Genomic DNA, 22,311 nt, shown 5'->3' on the forward strand with positions numbered 1-22,311 from the left:
CTAACTAATTAGTATCAATTATGCGGAAGAGAATTATTCTTTTGGTGTTATTCTGCTTGGCAACCCTCACCTCATCGGCACTCTACGCTCAGAGTAGAGCCTCGCTGCAGGGTGTGGTGTCAGATGCAGAGACGGGAGAGGCGCTGGTAGGAGCGCGAATCGAAGTAAAGGGTACCAACGCGGTCGTGGGTACAGATGCGGACGGGCGTTTCGAGCTGAAGACGCTATCCTCGGGGCGGCACACGATCATATGCTCCTATACGGGCTACGGTACCAAGGAGGAGGCGATAGATCTCGAAGCCGGGCGCACAGTATCGCTGAACTTTGTGCTGAGATCGAGAGTGAACAATTTGGAAGAAGTCGTAGTGACCGGTACCGGCACGCGCCACCGCCTCGTCGATGTACCAGTGGCTACCGAGATCCTCACGGCCAAGGAAATAGCCGCCTACTCGGCTCCCACGACTGAGGAGCTGCTGCGCGGAGTGAGTCCGTCCTTCGACTATGCCCCCAATCTGATGGGTTCGTTCATGCAGCTCAATGGCTTGAGCAGCAAATATATCCTCATCCTGATTGATGGTAAGCGAGTTTATGGGGATGTGGGCGGACAGGCTGACTTCAGCCGTATCTCCCCGGATCAGATAGAGCGCATTGAGTTGGTGAAGGGTGCTTCCAGTTCGCTTTACGGTTCTGATGCCATAGCGGGCGTGCTCAATATCATTACCAAGAAGAATACAAATAAGCTCAGTGCTTATACGTCGCAGCGTATATCGGACTACAACGATCGCAAGACCAATACTTCGCTTGACTTCAACATTGGGAAGTTCAGCAGCAGTACCAATTATTTCTTCTACCACACAGACGGATGGCAGAACAGTCCCTTTGAATACATCAAAAAGAAAGGCTCAGACGAGCTCATCTTGGAAGAAACCTATAAAAAGACCGTTCGCGCGCAAGAGAATATGGGCATAAGTGAGACGCTTTCCTATTATGCCACGAGCAACCTCAGCTTCACGGGTAGTCTGCAGTACAACAAGCGACAGATCTTCACGCCCACTTTTTCGGAGAAGAAACCTTATGATCTGGACTATCGGGCACTGACTACATCGCTGGGAGCCAACTATCTTTTCGGCAACGGACTTCACTCGCTCTCATGGGATGCCGTGTACGATCGTTTCCGTTTCGGCTATCTCTATCACGATAAGGACAGTGGTGAGAGTCTCATCAACAGTCAGGGAGTGACCGAGCAACCCACCTTCTTCCCGGGGCAACTCCGCAACAAGAATGACCAGACGCGTTATAGTACAGAGGTGCGAGGCATCTTTACGCTGCCTTATGCACAGCGCTTGACTACCGGACTGGAGTATTTCCGCGAAGAATTAGTGTCTCCCTACAACCTCGCAGCCAGCGAGGCGGTAGCATCTACCTTCTCGGCCTATGCGCAGGATGAGTGGAAGCCACTCCATTGGTTCAGCATGACAGCCGGTTTACGTATGGTCAATCACAAAGCCTTCGGAGCACGTCTGACTCCCAAGGTGTCCTTGCTTGCTACGTTAGGAGCCTTGAATATCCGAGCCACCTATGCCAACGGTTACAAGACACCCTCTCTCAAGGAGCTTTTTGCCCGCAACGAGCTCAGCTCGATGGGGTCACACACGCTCTATCTCGGCAATCCGGAACTCAAACCTCAGGCATCGGATTACTATGCCGTAGGACTGGAATACAACCAGGGCCCTGTCTCTATGAGTGTGACGGCCTACGACAATGAACTCCGCAACCTCATCGCTTACATCGACATCCCCACCACACCTGAAAATCAGGCTGCCGGTATCAAGAAAACTAAGTTGTACGCCAATGTAGGCAAAGCCCGCAGCAGAGGAGTCGACTTCCTATGCGATGCTGCCATCGGATGGGGCTTCAAACTCGGTGCCGGATACAGCTTGGTGGAAGCCAAGAATCTGGAGACAGATAAATGGCTCGAAGGAGCTGCTCGTCACCATACCAATGTGCATCTCGACTGGGCTCGTCATTGGGGCAAGTATAGACTGGGCATCGGTCTCTTCGGTCGCATCCAGAGCGAGCGTTACTATGATGATGGCAATTCCCCCGAGTATTCCCTCTGGCGTTTGAGCACGACGCACCGCTTTGCTCACTTCCGTCATATCGTCCTTGACGGTACACTGGGTGTGGACAATATCTTCGACTATGTGGATGATCGTCCCATGGGTGTCAACTATGCCACCGTGACGCCCGGCCGCACCGTCTTTGCACAGATAGCGATTCGATTCAATAACTAACGTTTCACAATTAATCAAACAACAGTGATGAAAAAACTAATTTTCGCAGTTATGAGCTTAATGGCAGTTGCCTTAGTCTCATGTTCAGGTAAGAACAAGGAACCGGAGAATACGGGTGAGGCCACACTTCTCGTTACTTTCGGTAGCTCTTACGAAGCCCCTCGTGCTACTTATGCAGAGATCGAAAAGACCTTTGTTAAGTCCTACCCCAAACAGAAGTACAGCTGGACCTATACTTCTGCATTTATCCGTAAGAAGTTGGCTCAGCAAGGTATCTATATCGATGCTCCTGATGAGGCGTTGGAGAAGCTCGCACGCCTTGGCTATAAAAGAATTAATGTGCAAAGTCTGCACGTCATCCCCGGTCATGAGTATTATGAGATGATGGATTTCGTGGACAAATTCAAAGCTGCACACAGTGACATCGTGGTCAAGATCGGTGCCCCTTTGCTGTCTTCGGATGAGGATATGCGTGAGGTTTCTGATATTTTGCATACTCGCTTCCAATCAACTTTGGAGAAGGGAGAAGCTGTCGTTTTCATGGGGCATGGTACCGATCATGATGCGAACGATCGTTATGATCGCATCAATCGCATCATGAAGGACTTCAGTCCGCTTATGATAACCGGCACTGTAGAGGGATCACCTACGATCGAAGATGTAATGACCGAACTGGCTGCCACCGGTGCCAAAACAGTGACGCTGATGCCGCTGATGAGTATTGCTGGTGATCACGCCACCAATGATATGGCTGGAGACGAAGATGATAGCTGGAAGTCTATTCTGCTTAAGGCTGGCTATACAGTGAAGATCGACACGCTCAACAACGGCAATTTCTCATCTCTCGGGGATATCGAGGCCATTCGTAAGATTTGGGTTAAGCACATGGCTACAGCTTTGACCCGTCGCTAAGCTCATAGGCGTGATTGATCACCCTCTTACATCATATTAGTATGGAGCACCGACCTCGGTAATGGATAGTATCAGTATCTGCCACACCGAGATTAGGTGCTCTTTCTTTTCTATCAAATATTCAGACGATTATGAGGCAACGTATTACTACCATCGCATTCTTTCTCGCAGCCACTATCGCTCTTTTCTTCATGCTCGGTTGTGACCGATCCGGTCGGGGAGGTGACAAATCCGCTTCGCTCATCTCTTCGGACAGCTTGAACCCTCTCTATGCAGAGGGCTTTGGTTTGGAAGAGCAGAGGGGCGTCTATCTCCTCACGATAAAAGATCCGGAGAAGGAGTCGCACAAAGTCTATCGTTTTGCCTTGGTGCCCAAGGGGATGCAGGGGTCCGTACCTGAGGGTTATCAGCCGGTGTCTATTCCTGTGGAGCGGGTGGTGTGTATGACCACGCTCCAACTGTCCAATTTTATCGCCTTGGGACAACAACCATTGGTAGCAGGCATTACCAGTACCCGCTATCTGCGAGACTCTACCATGAAAGAACAGCTCAGTGACGGGCGAACGAATAAGATCGGTATCGAGGGCAATTTCGATCGGGAGGTGGTCATGTCTCTACAGCCCGATCTGATTCTGATCTCCCCGTTCAAGCGCGGTGGCTATGATGTCCTGGAACAAGTATCTGCTCCATTGGTGCCCCATTTGGGCTACAAAGAGCTGACTCCTCTGGGGCAGGCCGAGTGGGTTAAAGTCATAGGATTGCTCACCGGTCATTATGAGGAGGCTTGTCGTATCTTCTCGGAGGTCGAATCCCGTTATCTGACATTGAAGGGATATGCCGACAAAGTGAGCGAACGTCCGGTCGTATTCAGTGGGGAGATGCGCGGGGGCAACTGGTATGCCGTCGGTGGCAAAAGCTATTTGGCTCAGCAGATACGCGACGCTGGAGGGGAGTATTTCCTTAGGGATGATGAGCATTCCGGTGGTGTCTCACTCGATTTTGAAACGGTCTATAGCCAGTCCGACTCGGCTCGCTTCTGGCGTATTCTCAATAGCTATCCGGGCAAGTTTAGTTACGACGCTTTGAAGGCCGAAGATGCACGATATGCCGACTTCAAGGCTTTCCGAGAGAAAGGGGTGATCTACTGCAATCTCCGCGAAGCAGCTTTCTATGAACTTATGCCGATGCATCCCGACTGGGTGCTTGCCGATCTCATGGCTATCATGCACCCATCCTTGTTGCCCGATCATCAACCCCATTTCTACTATTTGCTTCGATGATCTCGGATCATTTCCACTCTCGCTCCGTGGCGCTGTTGCTCTTGGGGTTGGCAGGAGGGCTTCTCGCCCTTTTCGCCATCAATCTCTTCTTGGGCTCTGTCACCATCCCGATGGCAGAGATCCTGCGTCATCTCATATCGGACCGACCCGAGGGGGGAGAGGCGCTGATACACTATAACATCTTGTGGAAGTCGCGCTTGCCCGAGGCCCTCACGGCTACACTTGCCGGAGCAGGCTTGTCGGTGAGCGGATTGCAGATGCAGACGGTCTTTCGCAATCCCTTGGCCGGCCCTTCTGTGCTGGGGATCAGTTCGGGGGCGAGCCTGGGCGTTGCTTTGGTCGTATTACTGAGTGGCAGCCTGGGAGGAATGGCACTGAGTAGTCTGGGCTATATGGGCGAGGTGGCGATGAATATAGCTGCGGCCCTTGGCTCGTTGGCTGTGATGGGGCTGATTGTATTCGTGAGCACCAAAGTGCGCAGCAACGTTACCTTGCTGATCATCGGTGTGATGATCGGTTATGTTGCCACGGCTGTTATCGGTGTGTTCAAGTTCTTCAGTGTAGAGGAGGATATTCGTGCCTATGTGATCTGGGGGCTGGGTAGTTTCTCGCGGGCATCGGGTACACAGCTTAGTTTCTTCGCCATACTGATGTTGATCTTTGTACCGAGCAGTATGCTGTTGGTCAAGTGGCTCAATCTGCTGCTTTTGGGTGAGAGCTATGCGCGCAATCTGGGGCTGAATACACGTCGTGCTCGTTTGTTTGTCATCGCATCGGCCGGCTTTCTCATCGCTGCCGTGACGGCTTACTGTGGGCCGATCGGTTTTTTGGGGATGGCCGTGCCTCACTTGGCGAGAGTCCTCTTCCACACCTCCGATCATCGTATTTTGATGCCTGCCACCTGTCTGATCGGTAGTGCGTTGGCGCTCTTCTGCAATATTGTGGCTCGTATGCCGGGGTTCGAGGGCGCACTGCCTGTCAATTCGGTGACAGCCTTGGTCGGAGCTCCTATTATCGTAGCGGTATTGCTCAAGCGCAGGCGTTTCAAAGAAGAGACCGATTAATAGAGCGAACGCATGGAGAAGTCAATAGAACTCAATCGGCTTGCCATCGGCTACCGAACGAAGACGGGAACTCGTGTCGTGGTTTCGGACATTGATGCCGATCTACAGAGCGGACAGTTGACGGCTCTGTTAGGCGTTAATGGCGTGGGCAAGAGTACGCTCATGCGGACGATGGCGGGTTTTATGAAACCGCTGGCAGGTACGATCAGGCTCTTGGATCGCCCCTTGGAGGACTATAGCGAGAGCGAAGTGGCGAAGCGTATCGGGGTTGTGCTCACCGATAATTGCCGGATCGTCGGTATGACTGCCGGCGAATTGGTCGCATTGGGACGAAGCCCTTATACCGGATTCTGGGGAAGGCTGCAGAAGAGAGATAGGCAGCTTGTTACCGAAGCCATCGAACGTGTGGGGATAGGCCCCTTGATCAATCGCGAGCTGACGACCTTGAGCGATGGAGAGAGACAGAAAGTGGTGATCGCCAAGGCGCTGGCTCAGGAGACTCCGATCATCTTTCTGGACGAGCCTACGGCTTTTCTCGACTATCCGAGCAAGATGGACCTATTGCGTCTCTTATATAGTCTGGCGCATGATACAGGGCGTACGATCTTCCTGTCGACTCACGATCTGGACGCTATCCTTCCCATGGCCGACCATGTGTGGCTGTTGGATAGGGAGCGTCCTTTTTGTCAGGGCAGTCCTGCCTCTTTGCACCCCGCTTTCCACACTTATTTCGGATACACCGACACCAACAATCAAATGGTGTGACTTGATACTATTAAGTGGTAGGACTTAATACTATCAAGAGGTAAGAGGCTGTGTCAAAATGAAGATTTTGATGCAATCTCGGAGGTTGTGTTAGAAAGGGTGAAATGCAAGGGGCTGAGAGTGAGGGTACGGGAGTATCTAATGATATACGCAGCAGTTCGCCCATTATGACAAAGCCTCGTCTCATGCCTGTTTGTTTCAGATTGTAACAAAAAAGCCCCTACTCACGGACGAGCAGGGGCTTTTCGTTTGGGGCCTAAAGGCCTTAGTCTTTTATTAGAGCTTTACGAAGCGATCGGTATAAGCCTTGTCGCCGGAAGTCAACTTGATCACATAGTTACCTGCTGCGAGAGCCTTCACGTCGATTGTGCGAATATTTTCACTTGTCAGTACCATACGGCCGGCCATGTCGAAGATTTGTATGCTGAAATTGCCATCGAATTCGATATTCAGGACATCCTTCACAGGGTTGGGGTATGCTACGAATGTTTGCTCGGTCGTAACAATTGCGTTGCTGCTGATTACAATGTCACTGATGTAACGAACCACCCCGAAAGGAGAACCATTGGGGCCATATGAAACAACACCCATTAGTAGTTTGCCGTCGGACTGGATAGCGAGAGCTTTGGATTGATCTTCTTTGCCTTCAAGGTCTGTGCTTGTATAACCATCGTCCCCGAAAGTGGCATTGGGATTGCCATCCTTATCGAGACTGAATATGCCCAAGTCATAGACGGTGAATTCTTGCGGAGAGCAAGCTACATAAATCTTATCCTCAGAGGAAACGGCCAAATCAGTTACATAACTACAACCTTCTGCTGTGAAGTTCTTCCTAAATATGCCGTCGGAGCCAAATGTACTGTCTTGTGAGCCATCTGCATTAAGTCTTACGACAGCGGCACTATAACGCAACGTGGGGAGATTGGCATCCCATGAGTGACCGGCAACAACGATCTTGCCATCGCTTTGCAGACCAATGCCTTGGACAAAGTCGTGACCATAGCCTACACTCATCTTCTTTATGCCCCCTTCTCCAAAGGTCGTATCCAATTTGCCGTTTGCTCCAAGACGAACAATAGCCCATTTGTAAGTAGCATCAGTTGAGTAGAAACCACCAAGGAGGATTTTTCCATCAGGTTGCAGTATCAGATCCTTAACAAAAGAAGCATCTTCGCTGCCTTCGATAACAATCTTGCTGAGACCGTTCTCTCCGAAGGTATTATCCAGCGAACCATCAGGATTAAATCGCATGGCCAGAATATTGTCCTCCAAATATCCTCCTACCACTATTTTTCCATCAGGCTGGACCACCATTCTTTCTCCCAGTGCATTCACAATGTCAATGATTAGATAACCATTGGAGCCGAATGAAGTGTCCAGTTGACCATTTTTGATCTTAACCAAAAAAGGCCATGTCTCGTAAGTGGCAACACTGAACATATGGCCACATGAATAAATAGTGCCGTCGGGAAGTTCCACTGCATCCATCCCGTAGTTCTGTAAGTCTGCAGAAGGCAAAACCAACAGAATACCGTTATCGCCGAAGGAAGAGTCCAACGTACCATCAGCATTGTAACATACATAGGCAACTCTTCTTGTACTACCAAGACGAGATGAACCTACAGCCAAACATTTACCGTTAGACAAAGATACGACACTGCTGACCAAATCTGCCTCCCACGACTGATTATCGGCAATTACTGTCTGTGCTACACCATTGGTGCCAAAAGTCGGGTCGAGATCACCCGGTTGTTGTGCATTTGCCAACTGGAAAGCCAAGGCAAAAGCAGCAAATAGTTTAATTGTTTTCATACTGTTTTTATTATTGAAAGTTTGTGATAGGTGGCTATTTGGACTATATTTTCCCGATATTGCAACCGCTTTGCTGCTTTTTTACGGCTGCAAATATAGAGAATGCCATCCGAATAAACGCATATATCCTGCTCGGATGAAGGATAAACAATTGAATGATTATCGCTGAAATCCTTTCAGATCAAAAAGGAGTTCCGATATCGGACGATTCCTTCAGAAAGTCATCTTCCGATGTGCTGCCTACATAGCCTCCTGCCGATAGAGGGTCGTCCGGAGGAGGTAGAGGAGGAGCAAAAGAACCGTTGCCTACGCCTTCCTCCGTAGGACTGGCTCCTATGCGAGAGTGACGTCTGATGATGCTCTCTGCTTCAAGGGGCAAGAACTTGGCAAACTCTCCACGGAATCGCAATCGCACATCTCCTACCGGACCGTTACGATGCTTGGCGATGATAAACTCTCCGATACCGACAAGCGAATTGCCTTGCTGATCTTCTGTCAGTTTATAATACTCCGGACGGTGGATGAAGCAAACCATATCGGCATCCTGCTCGATAGCACCCGACTCACGCAAGTCGGAGAGCTGAGGTCGTTTGCTGTTGATGTCCCCTTGGCGCGTCTCTACGCTACGATTGAGCTGGGAGAGGGCAACGATAGGGATTTTCAATTCCTTGGCCAAGACCTTGAGCGATCGAGAGATGGTACTTACTTCCTGCTCACGGTTGCCGAAGGACATCCCACTGGCATTCATGAGCTGGAGATAGTCGATGATGATCATTCGTACGCCGTACTGACTCACGAGTCGTCTCGACTTGGTACGCAGCTCGAAGACGGATAGTGAAGGTGTGTCATCTATGTACAGCGGTTTGTTTTCGAAGTCTTTCAACTTGGAGTCGAGCTGTTCCCATTCATGTCCTTCGAGACGACCGGTTTTCAGCTTTTCCCCCGGTATTTCACATACGTTGGACATCAGGCGCTTCACCAATTGGATGCTGCTCATTTCCAGGTTGAAGATGGCCACTGGTATATTGTAGTCAATGGCCATATATTTGGCCATTGACAGCACGAAAGCTGTCTTACCCATGGCCGGACGGGCAGCGATAATGATCAGGTCCGAAGCTTGCCAACCGGCTGTGAGCTTATCGATGGCAGGGAAGCCGGACGGCTGTCCGCTAAGACCTTCCTTACGATTGGCTGCGGTGACTATCTCTCGCATGGCTTCCGCAATGATTGGATCGACAGCCTTGAAGTCCTGCTTCATATTGCGCTGCGAGATCTCGAATAGGCGACCTTCGGCCTGCTGTAGTTGCTCTTCTACGTCGTCTGTGTCGTCGTAAGCGCGTTTCAATACCTCGCTGGAGAAACCGATCACCTCACGACTTAATGCCTTTTGGACGAGTATCTTGGCGTGGAACTCCAAGTTGGCCGAGCTGGCTACCTTCAGCGTAAGGCCTGCAATATATGAGGGGCCACCCACGATCTCCAGATTGCCGTTTTTCTTGAGCTGCTCAGTCACGGTGAGCAAGTCAACGGGCTTCTGGCTCAGAGCCAATTGGGTGATAGCCTCGTATATCAGTTCGTGAGCTTTGACGTAGAAAGTAGTCGGACGCAGCAGTTCTCCCACCTGCATATAGGCATCCTTCTCCAAGAGGATGGCTCCCAGAACGGCTTCTTCGAGTTCCGGAGCCTGAGGCGGAATACGCCCCTCCAGAGGAGCGGTTATGCTCTCTGTGGTTGTACGTTTGGTGCGAGGCTTAGGGGTAGGCACAGTGGGTAGCTGTATGCGTTGGGAAAATGTGATTAGTCCAGTTTGAGGACGGCCAAGAAAGCCTTCTGCGGCACTTCGACAGTGCCGATCTGCTTCATTCTCTTCTTACCTTCTTTCTGCTTCTCCAGTAGTTTGCGCTTACGAGAGATGTCACCGCCGTAGCACTTGGCAGTTACGTCCTTACGTACGGGCTTGATAGTCTCACGAGCGATGATTTTGGCGCCGATGGCAGCTTGGATGGCAATCTCGAACTGTTGGCGGGGAATGAGCTCTTTCAACTTCTCGCACATACGTCGGCCGAAGGAGACGCTGTTGTCCACATGCGTCAAGGTCGATAGGGCATCCACGGGCTCTCCGTTTAGGAGGATGTCCAGCTTGACGAGCTTGCTCTCGCGGAAGTTGTGCAAGTGGTAGTCGAAGGAGGCATAGCCCTTCGAGATGCTCTTGAGTTTGTCGTAGAAGTCGATCACGATCTCGCCCAACGGCAGGTCGTAGAAGATTTCCACTCTGTCGCCCGATATGTATTCTTGTTTCACCAGTACGCCGCGCTTGCCGAGGCAAAGCGTCATGATAGGACCAATATATGCGGTATTGGTAATGACCGATGCACGGATAAAAGGTTCCTCGATATGGTCAATGAGTGTTGGCTCGGGCAGTCCCGATGGATTATGCACCTCTTTGCAGCCGCCCTTTTTGTCGTACACCTTATAGGATACGTTCGGCACCGTGGTGATGACGTTCATGTTGAACTCTCGGTCCAGGCGTTCTTGGATGATCTCCATGTGCAAGAGCCCGAGGAATCCGCAACGGAATCCGAAACCGAGTGCAACCGAACTCTCTGGTTGGAAGGTTAGCGAAGCATCGTTGAGTTGGAGCTTCTCCAATGAGGTGCGCAGATTCTCGAAGTCTTCTGCTTCGATCGGGTATAGTCCGGCAAATACCATCGGCTTCACTTCCTCGAAGCCTGCGATCCCCTCTTTGGCCGGTCTGCTCACGTGCGTAATCGTATCACCCACTTTTACCTCTTTGCTCGTCTTGATGCCGCTGATGATGTAGCCTACGTCGCCGGTCTTCACCTCAGCGCGCGGTTCCATATCCAGACGGAGCACGCCTACTTCATCAGCATCGTATTCTTTTTCCGTAGCGATGAACTTCACGTTGTCGCCCTTGCAGATGCTGCCGTTCACCACCTTGAAGTAGGCGATGATGCCGCGGAATGGATTGAATACTGAATCGAAGATCAGACATTGTAGTGGCGCTTCGGGATCGCCCGCCGGAGCCGGCACGCGCTCTACGATGGCGCGGAGAATATCGTTTACGCCTTCGCCCGTCTTGCCGCTGGCACGGATGATCTCGGAGCGATTACAGCCGAGTAGTTCGATGATCTGATCCTCCACCTCCTCCGGCATGGCGCTGGGGAGATCTACTTTGTTGACGATAGGAATGACGGTGAGGTCATTCTCGATGGCCATATAGAGATTAGATATGGTCTGAGCCTGAATGCCTTGTGCTGCATCCACGATAAGCAGTGCACCCTCGCAAGCTGCGATCGAGCGCGACACTTCATAGGAGAAATCCACGTGTCCCGGTGTGTCTATCAAGTTGAGTACGTATTTCTCCCCGTCCAGACGGTAGTCCATCTGGATGGCATGGCTCTTGATCGTGATACCCCTCTCACGTTCCAAGTCCATATTGTCCAGAACTTGGTCTTGCAGGTCTTTGCCAGAAACAGTGTTGGTATATTCGAGCAAACGATCGGCCAAAGTGCTCTTACCGTGGTCTATGTGCGCGATGATGCAGAAGTTGCGGATATTCTTCATTGATGCTTTTGGAGTGGACTACCTGATTCACAGACCTCTTTCTTTTTAGGCCTTGTGCTTGCAAAAATACAAAAAGGAGCCAAAGAAGCAGCTATCGAAGCATGTATGCTCTCGTAAGCGTTCGTTGGCGACACCAATGCCGATTATATAGAAAAGCAGTTTTGTCCTTAGGTAAGGACAGTTTTGTCCTTAGGTAAGGACAGTTCTGTCCTCAGTCAAGGACAAATCTATCCTTTATAAGGGATAAAGGGGCGCAAAAGTATTCTTGATCGCCTGCCCATTATCGAAGCCAAGGAGCGTATAGGGGACATCGAAATGGAATTATAGGGGCGTCAGGCAGCGAAGCAATACTGACGTTATGTGGATAGGAAGACCGGCTTTACTTTCCTCTCTCTGCTCAAGGACGGCAGGAAGTCAGAGTCTAACTTTCAAATGTAAGAGTGTTGCACTTACTAGTGGAAAATACAATCACCCGATCTCCTGATATTCGCCTTCGCGGACTTGTATGCAAAGGCAAATACAGAAGTTTTCAGGTCGATGTAGGAGGTTGCTTAGCGGAAAAGCTCGGGGACGGCAGGTGTAATAGCTCTAATGAGGTTCTCTCTCGATATGCCTTTGCATCCGATCACGAGTACGCAGCTGTTGCCGATCACAGTGCCTGCTACCTCGGGCGAATGCAAGTTGTCTATGTCCAACGCTATTCGTTGAGCATAGCCTATGGCTGTAGTGAGAAGGAGTGTTTCGCCCGTCTCCATGAGACCGAGGAAACCGGGTGTGTGTCCGATGGTGATGCCTCCGTGCGGGGAGAGGGTGCGGTCGTCATCGGGGAGAGCGTATATCTTTTTGCCCGAAGGGGTGGTCACCTTTTCGACACGCAGCAGCTCCAAATCCCGCGACAAGGTACATTGCGACACGCTGATGCCCTCGGCTCGCAAGGCTTCCTGTAGCTCTTGCTGGGTGTGCAGCTCACGACGGAGGATGAGGCGACGGATGGTATGGAGACGTTGGGGACGCATCTATGCATACTTATCAAGCGGTGAATAGCAGGAAAGAGATGTAGCATACGTAGAGCGTGACGAGGATGCCACCTTCGAAGCGTTGGATGGTCTTATCCCCGAAGAAGAGACCGAACACATATAATAGGAGTGCCGCGAAGATGAATATGCCATAGTCTATAAGGGTGATGCTCTGTATGCGCATCGGACTGATGGAGGCGCTGACACCGAGGACGAGGAGGATATTTAAGATATTACTACCCACGATATTGCCGATGGCCATGCCAGACTGCTTGCGCACCAGAGCTACAATGGTGGTGATCAGCTCCGGCAGCGACGTGCCTATTGCCATGGCAGAGAGGGCAATGACCGACTCGCTTACCCCCAAACGTGCGGCCAATGTGGCGGCATGATCTACGAAGAGTTGACCGCCGAAGAAGAGGGCAATACTACCGCCTACAATCATCAAGGCCGAGAGGCCGAGAGCGAACTGCCTTATCGGAGTAGGAGCGTCGTCGCCACGCGACAGGCCGAAGACGTAGAAGAGGAATAGTACGAAGAAGACGAGGAGAACAAAGCCTTCTGTGCGACTGAGGATGTTCTCCATTGAGTGGTCGAATAGTCGGTCGTTGGCCATGAAGAAGAGTGCCAACGAGGACAAGATGACAAGGGGGATGCCGATGCGAAGGGTATTGTTCGAAATGGAGAGCGGAGCGATGAGCGCTGCCACGCCTACGACGGCCAGTATATTGACGATATTGCTGCCGAGGACGTTGCCCACGGCTATATCGGCACTTTCTTTGAGTGAGGCCGTCAGGCTGACGACTAACTCCGGCGCTGAGACGCTGAAGGCCACTACAGTCAGACCGATAACCAGATTGGACAGTCGAAATCGTTTGGCGACAGATGCTGCACCATCAGTGAGGAGATTGGCACCACCTACGAGCAGAATCAGTCCGAGTAGGAGAAGCAAGATATTTGCGATCATAGTCTCTTCTGTATTATTATGATAATCCTATTACTGCAAAGGTGCAGCTTTTTCATCGTTCTTGCCCTCCCGATTCGAGCAATCGGGCATAGGCTTCCTCGTATTTGTCATAGAAAAGTCGCCACTCGGCATAGGATGCAGCGTGCATGGCTGCTGCACTGCGGGACGCTTGCTTATCGCTCGTAGTCGCAAGCGTGCCTACCAAACGGGCAATGGCGGACACGGCTTCCGGATAATTGAAGTCGGTGCGTTCGATGACGGCTATTCCGGTGTCGAGATTGTCGCCGCTGCCTCGTTCCTGCATGGCCCATATACCAAATCCGGAGAGATTGGTCGTGACTGTGGGGACACCGAAAGCGATGCTCTCAAGGGGCGTATATCCCCATGGCTCGTAATAGGACGGGAAGACGGTGAGATCCATACCAATGAGGAGGTCATAATAGGAACGATCAAATAGTCCATCTTCTCTGTCGAGATAGCAAGGCACGAAGACAAAGCGCAGCCCCTCGGAAGTGCCAATTGTTTTCAATCGTTGGACGATGGTGTCCTCTTCCATATTGTGTAACCAGTGTGTGAGATAAGGGTAGGAAAGCGGTTTATCGTGGTATTCCGTTCCCTCGGGATGGAGGAGTAGGTAGCGCAGATCGGCACGCGGCTCAGCCACCCATGCCGGAACAAGTAACAGGCAGACCACCGTACGCCCTTTTAACTCCTCGGATTCGCCCGCTTGTTGCATGGCATCTATAAAGAGATCTATCCCCTTATTTCTGTACTCGTACCGACCACTTGTGGCGATGAGTAGTGTGTCAGGAGGAAGAGGCGATCCGGTCAGCCCTTCGACTACGCTGAATATCCGGTTCCGTGCTGCTGTGCGTTGCGCTGTATAGGTATCTCCCTGTGGTACGAAGTCGGGTTCGAATCCGTTGGGTAGCACCACGGGATCGCGTTCGATCAGTTGTCGGCATTCTCTGGCTGTCAGTTCGCTAACGGTAGCGAAGCAATCTGCCTGCCATGCAGCTGCTTTCTCTATGCCGTGCTTGGCTTCTACACCCAGTTCGGCCGCCATCTGATCGCCGTTGTAGCCTGTCATATAGGCATAGAGAGCCTTGTTGTTGCTGGCTATCGAGCGTCCTACAGTGGTGGCGTGGGTGAGAAAGAGTGTCTTCAAATGTGGGCAATGTCGCTTGGCATAGAGCAAACCCATGCCCAGCATCCATTCGTTGAAGATGCCGATGGCGGATTGACCTTCGGGGCACAGGTATTCGTATAGGCTCTGCATCATCTGCGCTGCCGCGATACCGAATAGCGAAGCCTCGTCGTAGTCGCCATAGCCTTTGTCGCTTTGGATGCCGAAGTACTCCCACATTTCGTAGTAGAGTGCTCCTTTCTCATCATAGAGCGGAGCGAAGTCCACAAGCACAACCGGAGGACTGCCGGGTACACGCCAATTGCCACAGCAGCACGCAAATGGAAGTGTGGGTGCCACATCTCTCTGCCAATCCTCCAAGATCGGAGGAATGTTCTCATCGAAATCGGCAGGAAGGTCCGCGTTTTGAACAAGAAGGGGGCCAATGAAGATGATCTGCCCGTTGTGACGTTTCATCATTTCACGGGCACGGGAAGTCAGTACAGTATAGATACCGCCTTGTTTATTGCACACTTCCCAGCTTGCTTCCAGCAGAAGATCGGGACGATGGGTGGAGGGATGTTTCATTGAGTTTATTGCCAGAGGAGTGTGTAGGAGAGAGGGGGCTTTAGCCGCCTGCCAATCTCCAGATGGTTGCTACCAAGATGGTGAGGATGATGCCCGTAGCGAGCGGAATGAAAGCCGATAGAAGGGTCCACTTCCAGCTCTTCGTTTCCTTATAGATATTGAATAAGGTAGTGCTGCATGGATTGTGCAGCAGACAGAAGAGCATGAGATTGATACCCGTGAGCAATGTCCATCCGCCACTTTGTAACAGTTGAGCCGTCTCTGCTGTTCCATTGGCTTCGAACATAACTCCTGCTCCTGCTCCTTCGACTCCTCCGGTGGTCAGAACCGTGAGCATGAGGATGGTCGGCACCACAATTTCGTTGGCGGGGATGGCCAGCACGTAGGCCATGAGGATTACGCCGTTAAGCCCCATCAACCACCCGGGGCCGTCCAATACGGCTATCAGCGACTCGGCTATGCTAACGCCTCCGATATGAACATTGCAGGTGAGCCAGATAAGTGCACCGGCAGGAGCCGCAAAGGCAACGGCACGCCACAATACGACAAGGGTGCGATCTACCAACGATTTGTATATCGTCTGCCAGAACTGGGGCGGTCGATAGGGCGGGAGCTCCAGATTGAATGTGGAGACCTGACCTCGCAAAAGCGTACGGGAGAGTACCCAGGAGAAGAAGAACATAAAGACGATCCCCAGCAGGGCAATGGCCACAACAGCCCCAATGCTTATCACTCCACTCAGATAGGCCGGTACAGCGGGGGCGAGGAATATGGTGGCCAGTAGGATCTGCGTAGGCCATCGGCCGTTGCAGAGGGAGAAATTATTGGTCAGAATGGCGATGAGTCTTTCTCGTTGACTGTCGATAATGCGGGTATTGATCACGGCTGCGGCGTTGCATCCGAAGCCCATCGTCATTGTGAGGGCTTGCTTGCCATGAGCACCGGAGCGCCGAAATAGTTCGTCCAGATTGAAAGCCACACGAGGTAGGAAACCAAAGTCTTCCAATAGTGTAAATAGCGGAAAGAAGATAGCCATCGGAGGCAGCATTACACTCACGACCCAAGCCGTGGCCAGATACACACCGTCTACCAGAAAGCCACTCAGCCATGTAGGCAGTATGCTGTCGGCCCAAGTCTTGAACAGCGGATGCAGGTCGCCAACGAGACTCTCATTCAGCCATTGCGACGGATAGTTGGAGCCTACAATGGTCAGCCAGAGCACTGCCGCAAGCATCAGCAGCATGAGCGGGAATCCCCATTTCCGGCTGGTGACGATCTTGTCAATACGGATGTCTAAGGGTGTTCGCCCGCGTTTATTGGCTTGGGTGACTACCTCGCTACAGATAAACCCTGCGCTAGAATATAAAGCCTCTGATAATTGGTCGTGGAGATCTTCGCCATAATAGCGTCGGAAGTCCTGCACCTTGCCTTTGAGCTTTTCTGTTTCGTCTCCCTCGGAGGTGTAAACCATCTCTTCTACCTGCCGATCTCCTTCTATCAGTCGCAGAGCCAGCCATCGGCTGTTGGGAGTGTCGGGAGCAAGGTCGCGAATGGATAAGGCGATGTCGTCTATCCGCTCGTCCACCTCCGGACTGATGCTCGTGAGCCTGTGCGGATGGCAGGGGTAGTTGCCCCTGGCTACGTCGGACAACACTTGCAGCAGCTCAGGGATCCCTTTGCCCGATCGGGCACTGGCTCCTACCACGGGGATCCCAAGTCTGCGCGACAGCCCCCTCAGGTCTATCTCTACACCGTTACGCTTGGCTTCGTCCATCAGATTGGTACAGAGCACGGCACGATCCGTGATCTCAAGGATCTGCAAGATGAGATTCATATTCCGCTCCAAACGGGTGGCATCGGCGACGATAAGGGTAACATCGGGACGACCGAAGAGGATAAAGTCGCGAGCGATCTCCTCATCTTCCGAAGTGGATAGGAGGGAGTAGGTGCCCGGGAGATCTATTATCTTATAGGAAGCATCGCCATAGGAGAATCCGCCTTCGGCTCTCTCCACCGTTTTGCCGGGCCAGTTGCCCGTATGCTGTTTGAGTCCGGTCAGCGCGTTGAAGACGGTGCTCTTGCCCGTATTGGGATTGCCTGCGAGGGCGATGGTGAAGTCGTATCGTTCGGCATCGGCACCCAGACGGCGTAGCTTGCCGCCGCCTTGGAGCGGGCAGCCGTCGCAGGATGCTGATGGGGTATTGCCTTTTTTCATAAACAGATGACGATGTGTGGCTATTGCTCTTTGGAATAGCCTTCGTAGTAGTAGGATTGATCAATGCCTTGGGATATCACCTCCCTGTCGTCCACGTGGTCAGTGAGAGCGGGCTGTAGGAGGGTGCGAAGCTCTAAGTCGTTGATGGGGCTGCGCTCCATGGCTTGCATATAGTGGTGCTTGTCCACTCGTCGCCAGTCAATTACTCGGCCGAGGTTCTTCTTCAGCATCATGTCGAGCCATATACGGGTTGCGCGACCGTTGCCTTCCATGAAAGGGTGGGCAATGTTCATTTCCACATATTTGGCGATGATGGCTTCGAACGTATCCTCCGGCATGGCTTCTATGACCGGAAGGATGGCATGCAGATACATACTATTGGCGAAGCGGAATCCTCCTTTGGCTATGTTGAGCGTGCGTATCTCGCCGGCAAAGTCGTACAGACCGTCGAATAAGTATCGGTGTATCCGGCATAGTCCGCTTGCGGTGCCAACTTCTATTCCGGCGATGTCGCCACTCTCGAATAGTGTATATGCTTTCCGGAGGCTCTGACCGTCTATGTTGTTTTTATGCTCGCTCATGCGCTTGTCTCTCTCCTTTTGGTCTTATCTATATATCAATATGTATCGTGCTTGGTCGTGTCGCAATGCGATGGCTGTGCCTCGCACTACATAGGCGGTAGGATTGCCAAGCGGGCTGGTGAGGTCGATGCCCACCTGACTGCCACGCACAAATCCCAGATCCAACAAACGTCTGCGATTCACTCCGCGACAGGCTTTGCTGATGCCTGCGATGGTGGCTTCTTCTCCTTGACGGAGTGTTGTCAGCTTCACGGTCTTCTTGGCCATCTCCATCAGTCCCTCATCCAAGCAGTGCTTGACGGTGAGATTGTGTGCAGCCTCGGCCGAGAGGACGAACTGCTCCCCCTCAAAGGTGATATGTACCCCTCGGGCATCGGTGTGGTCCAGATGGAAGATGGCACCGCGGAAGAGCCCCACCGCCTCTATCTGCCGGTAGAGATCGGCTGGTTCGTCCTCGATATGTAGGACCTTGAGATATAAGTCGTCCGACAGCTCATCGGCGTGCATCCCTTCCACTGTCTCGATGAGTCCCTCCTCTGTGGGGATGGGGTCGCCATGCGGGTCGAATAGAGGATGTCCCAATTGAGCAGCCATGCGCTCTTGCTCCTCATCGGACAGATAATGCTCTTCCTTACAGGCACGGGTATGCCACTCGCTGGGTTTGTAGCCGGAGTGTTCGGACAAGTATTTTTCGAGCAGGCGATGGCGGCGAATGATCTTGAGGGCATACTTACGCCCGCTATCGGTCAGATGCGAGTCGGACAGGAAGCAATAGCCTTGCTTATGTAAGCGGTCGAGAATGTACCGTTGGTTGGCGGGCTTGAGGCCGGTCATCGAAGCCAATTGTTCCGCGTTGATGGGTAGGCCCTCTTCCTCCAATGCGTAAATGGCCTTGAGCGTGTCTTCGGACAGACGACGCACATCGAAACGGAACAAGAGGTTCGAGAGTATGGTCATGCTACTATTCTCTTCTATTCTATATTGGTGCAGTGTCCGAGACCAATCCTATGCCACGGCACTCACAGCAAGACAAAGATGCATATTTTTCGCCTAAGAATTTGTATTCACGCGGTCTCAAATGCCATAAACACAAACTGCCTCGCATAGAGTTTGTGTCATCAAGTGCGAACTGCTGAGTTACTTCTGAGGTTCTTTTCGTGTTAATTCGTGTAATTTGTCTCCTTTCTTTTTATGTGCCAAAAAACTTATCAACACCGAAGGTTCGCTTAGAATCATTCTAAATAAGCAACTTTTCGGAGGCTGTCTGATGTGCAAAAGAAGTTAGGAAAGGTGTTTTGGAAAGTATGAATCTGACTTTTCAGAGGTCTGGAGCTTCAACTATATAAAGAATAGATATGATCTTTATAGATATCGTTTCCGATAATGATAATAATGAGATGCAAACTTCTAATTGTTAGCAGGTGAAAAGTATATAGTTTGCATCCCCTCAAAGGCAATAGGAGAGGGCAAGAAATGAAAAGCCCGTGTTGCGCTCTGCCATGAACGCAACACGGGCTTTATGCTTTTTGCAATGACTTAGGGGGCTTATGTCTGCTTATCTGCCATCGGTATGGGAACAGTTGTTAACACACTTCTTGGCCACACAGCCATTGCCGTGCAGGACGATAGACAAAAAGGGGAGGGTGGCGGGGCGATTCCCGCAAACTACATGCATGAGTTGGCTACGCATCATAGAGGTCGTTTACTGCTATTATTCGATTATGTCGGTTGATGCCCGCTGATATTCAGTCGTTTACGTTTATGGGGTATCCACGCCGATATGCAAAGGTAGCAAATCGTGGCAGTCCATCGTGATGGTACTGTGCTGCTCTCCTCGGCATGACAGGAGTGGCTATGCTCTCCATTTTTTCATCTCAAGACTGACAGCCACAGGCGGCGGAAGAGCCTTTGGGCAGTCCTTTTGTCGGTTTTTGGACCATCGGATTGTGACAATCTGTCATTTTTTGTCAGTCTCGGGCGTTCTTTTCTTTTTGGCATGCAAATTGCCCATATAGATGCAGAGCGACCACCGGTGAGTGGTGCAGCTCAGAAAACAACTCAGAAATAAACAACAAAAAAGAATATAGCATTATGGGAAAGATTATTGGAATCGACTTAGGCACAACGAACTCTTGTGTCTCTGTATTGGAGGGTAACGAACCTATCGTTATCTCAAACAGCGAGGGCAAACGCACGACACCCTCTGTAGTGGCTTTTGTGGATGGTGGCGAGCGTAAGGTGGGCGATCCTGCCAAGCGTCAGGCCATTACCAATCCGACTAAGACGATCTATTCGATCAAGCGTTTCATGGGTGAGACCTTCGATCAGGTAAGCAAGGAAGTGGAGCGTGTACCCTTCAAGGTGGTACGTGGCGACAACAACACCCCGCGTGTAGATATCGACGGTCGTCTCTATACGCCGCAGGAGATTTCGGCCATGATCCTCCAGAAGATGAAGAAGACAGCCGAGGACTATCTGGGGCAGGAAGTGACCGAAGCTGTGATCACGGTACCCGCCTACTTCAACGACGCTCAGCGTCAGGCCACAAAAGAAGCAGGCGAGATCGCCGGTCTCAAAGTACGTCGTATCGTAAACGAACCTACGGCTGCTTCGCTGGCATACGGTTTGGACAAGTCCAATAAGGATATGAAGATCGCCGTATTCGACTTGGGTGGTGGTACGTTCGATATCTCTATCCTCGAATTGGGCGATGGCGTATTCGAAGTGAAATCAACCAATGGTGATACGCACCTCGGTGGTGACGACTTTGACCACGTGATCATCGACTGGTTGGCAGAGGAGTTCAAGGCTCAGGAAGGTGTGGATCTGCGTCAAGATCCGATGGCCATGCAGCGACTTAAAGAGGCTGCCGAAAAAGCCAAGATCGAGCTTTCGAGCACGACTTCTACGGAGATCAATCTCCCCTATATCATGCCGGTGAACGGTATTCCCAAGCACTTGGTGATGACGCTGACGCGTGCCAAGTTCGAGCAATTGGCCGACCGCCTCATTCAGGCTTGTGTGGCTCCTTGCGAGACGGCTTTGCGTGATGCAGGTATGTCACGTGGCGACATTGACGAGGTTATCCTCGTAGGTGGATCGACTCGTATCCCCGCCATCCAAGAGATCGTGGAGAAGATTTTTGGTAAGGCTCCGTCCAAGGGTGTAAACCCCGATGAAGTAGTCGCTGTAGGTGCTGCCATCCAAGGTGGTGTGCTCACGGGCGAAGTGAAAGACGTCCTCCTTTTGGACGTAACGCCTCTCTCTCTTGGTATCGAGACGATGGGTGGTGTGATGACACGTCTCATTGATGCCAATACGACTATCCCGACAAAGAAGAGCGAGATATTCACGACGGCAGTGGACAACCAGCCTTCTGTGGAGATACACGTACTCCAGGGCGAGCGTTCGTTGGCGAAGGACAACAAGAGCATCGGTCGTTTCAATCTGGACGGTATCGCTCCCGCTCCTCGTCAGACACCGCAGATCGAAGTGACGTTCGACATTGATGCCAACGGTATTCTCAATGTGACGGCTCTTGACAAGGCTACGGGTAAGAAGCAGAATATCCGTATCGAAGCTTCGAGTGGTCTGTCCGATGATGAGATCAAGCGCATGAAGGAAGAAGCTCAGGCCAATGCAGAAGCTGACAAGAAAGAAAAGGAACGCATCGACAAAATCAATCAGGCCGACAGTATGATTTTCCAGACGGAGAAGCAACTGAAGGAGTTGGGCGATAAGTTCCCCGCCGACAAGAAAGCTCCGATCGACGCAGCTCTTGACAAACTGAAAGAAGCGCACAAGGCACAGGATGTAGCTGCTATCGACACGGCAATGGCCGAACTGCAGGCAGCACTCTCTGCCGCAGGCGAAGAGCTCTACAAGAATGCAGGTGCTGCACAAGGCGATGCTCAATCCGGACCAGACTTCGGCGGTTCACAGCCCAATGCCGGCAACCAACCTTCAGACGACAAAACTGTCACCGATGTCGACTTCGAAGAAGTGAAGTAATCCCTTGCTTTCTAACGAGTACACACAATATGAGAAAAGTCGCAGTAAGCTCACCTTACTGCGGCTTTTTCTGTTTGATGGATGGAGAAGTCGAG

General features: G+C 51.6%; 15 protein-coding genes. 6 read left to right on the forward strand and 9 right to left on the reverse strand.

The annotated features are described in order from the left end of the window. Positions 1-20: 20 nt before the first annotated feature. The 5 genes from C7382_RS01105 to C7382_RS01125 all read left to right on the forward strand — a co-directional run bounded on the left by C7382_RS01105 (position 21) and on the right by C7382_RS01125 (position 6,315). Positions 21-2,294, forward strand: a complete 2,274-nt coding sequence (locus tag C7382_RS01105) for a TonB-dependent receptor (protein ID WP_116678481.1) — start codon at positions 21-23, stop codon at positions 2,292-2,294. Between the two features lie 27 nt (positions 2,295-2,321). Beyond that, entirely contained in the window at positions 2,322-3,206 is an 885-nt protein-coding gene (locus tag C7382_RS01110) for a sirohydrochlorin cobaltochelatase (protein ID WP_116678482.1), read from the forward strand. Positions 3,207-3,337: 131 nt separating this feature from the next. After that, on the forward strand, positions 3,338-4,486 hold the full coding sequence (locus C7382_RS01115; RefSeq protein ID WP_116678483.1) for an ABC transporter substrate-binding protein: 1,149 nt from the start codon (positions 3,338-3,340) through the stop codon (positions 4,484-4,486). After that, positions 4,483-5,550, forward strand: coding sequence for an iron ABC transporter permease (locus C7382_RS01120; protein ID WP_116678484.1), 1,068 nt, complete (start codon positions 4,483-4,485; stop codon positions 5,548-5,550). Before C7382_RS01115 ends, C7382_RS01120 begins: the two co-directional genes overlap by 4 nt. A gap of 12 nt (positions 5,551-5,562) precedes the next feature. Then, positions 5,563-6,315: an ABC transporter ATP-binding protein gene (locus C7382_RS01125; RefSeq protein WP_116678485.1), complete on the forward strand. Its 753-nt coding sequence runs from the start codon at positions 5,563-5,565 to the stop codon at positions 6,313-6,315. Between the two features lie 276 nt (positions 6,316-6,591). Here the strand turns inward: C7382_RS01125 and C7382_RS01130 are convergent, their stop codons facing one another. The 9 genes from C7382_RS01130 to C7382_RS01170 all read right to left on the reverse strand — a co-directional run bounded on the left by C7382_RS01130 (position 6,592) and on the right by C7382_RS01170 (position 19,162). Beyond that, positions 6,592-8,127: a T9SS type A sorting domain-containing protein gene (locus tag C7382_RS01130; RefSeq protein WP_116678486.1), complete on the reverse strand. Its 1,536-nt coding sequence runs from the start codon at positions 8,125-8,127 to the stop codon at positions 6,592-6,594. Positions 8,128-8,308: 181 nt separating this feature from the next. Further along, a complete protein-coding gene (gene dnaB / locus C7382_RS01135) occupies positions 8,309-9,892 on the reverse strand; it encodes a replicative DNA helicase (RefSeq protein ID WP_116678487.1) in 1,584 nt (527 codons plus the stop codon). Positions 9,893-9,924: 32 nt separating this feature from the next. After that, positions 9,925-11,712 (reverse strand): translation elongation factor 4, encoded by a 1,788-nt coding sequence (gene lepA / locus C7382_RS01140; protein WP_116678488.1) that lies wholly within the window; start codon positions 11,710-11,712, stop codon positions 9,925-9,927. 551 nt (positions 11,713-12,263) lie between these two features. Further along, positions 12,264-12,728: an arginine repressor gene (locus C7382_RS01145; RefSeq protein WP_116678489.1), complete on the reverse strand. Its 465-nt coding sequence runs from the start codon at positions 12,726-12,728 to the stop codon at positions 12,264-12,266. Between the two features lie 13 nt (positions 12,729-12,741). After that, positions 12,742-13,695: a calcium/sodium antiporter gene (locus C7382_RS01150; protein WP_116678490.1), complete on the reverse strand. Its 954-nt coding sequence runs from the start codon at positions 13,693-13,695 to the stop codon at positions 12,742-12,744. Positions 13,696-13,747: 52 nt separating this feature from the next. After that, a complete protein-coding gene (locus tag C7382_RS01155; protein ID WP_116678491.1) occupies positions 13,748-15,409 on the reverse strand; it encodes a glycosyltransferase in 1,662 nt (553 codons plus the stop codon). 40 nt (positions 15,410-15,449) lie between these two features. Then, positions 15,450-17,624, reverse strand: a complete 2,175-nt coding sequence (feoB, locus tag C7382_RS01160) for a ferrous iron transport protein B (protein ID WP_116678492.1) — start codon at positions 17,622-17,624, stop codon at positions 15,450-15,452. 20 nt (positions 17,625-17,644) lie between these two features. Beyond that, positions 17,645-18,205 carry a protein adenylyltransferase Fic gene (gene fic / locus C7382_RS01165; protein WP_116678493.1) on the reverse strand — a complete coding sequence of 187 codons (561 nt, stop codon included), beginning with the start codon at positions 18,203-18,205 and terminating at the stop codon, positions 17,645-17,647. Between the two features lie 24 nt (positions 18,206-18,229). Next, entirely contained in the window at positions 18,230-19,162 is a 933-nt protein-coding gene (locus tag C7382_RS01170; protein ID WP_116678494.1) for a metal-dependent transcriptional regulator, read from the reverse strand. Between the two features lie 1,134 nt (positions 19,163-20,296). Here C7382_RS01170 and dnaK point away from each other — a divergent pair. Further along, entirely contained in the window at positions 20,297-22,216 is a 1,920-nt protein-coding gene (dnaK, locus tag C7382_RS01175; RefSeq protein ID WP_116678495.1) for a molecular chaperone DnaK, read from the forward strand. Positions 22,217-22,311 lie beyond the last annotated feature (95 nt).

It is taken from the genome of Porphyromonas loveana, from assembly GCF_003096695.1.
In the GTDB taxonomy this organism is placed as follows: Bacteria; Bacteroidota; Bacteroidia; order Bacteroidales; family Porphyromonadaceae; genus Porphyromonas; species Porphyromonas loveana.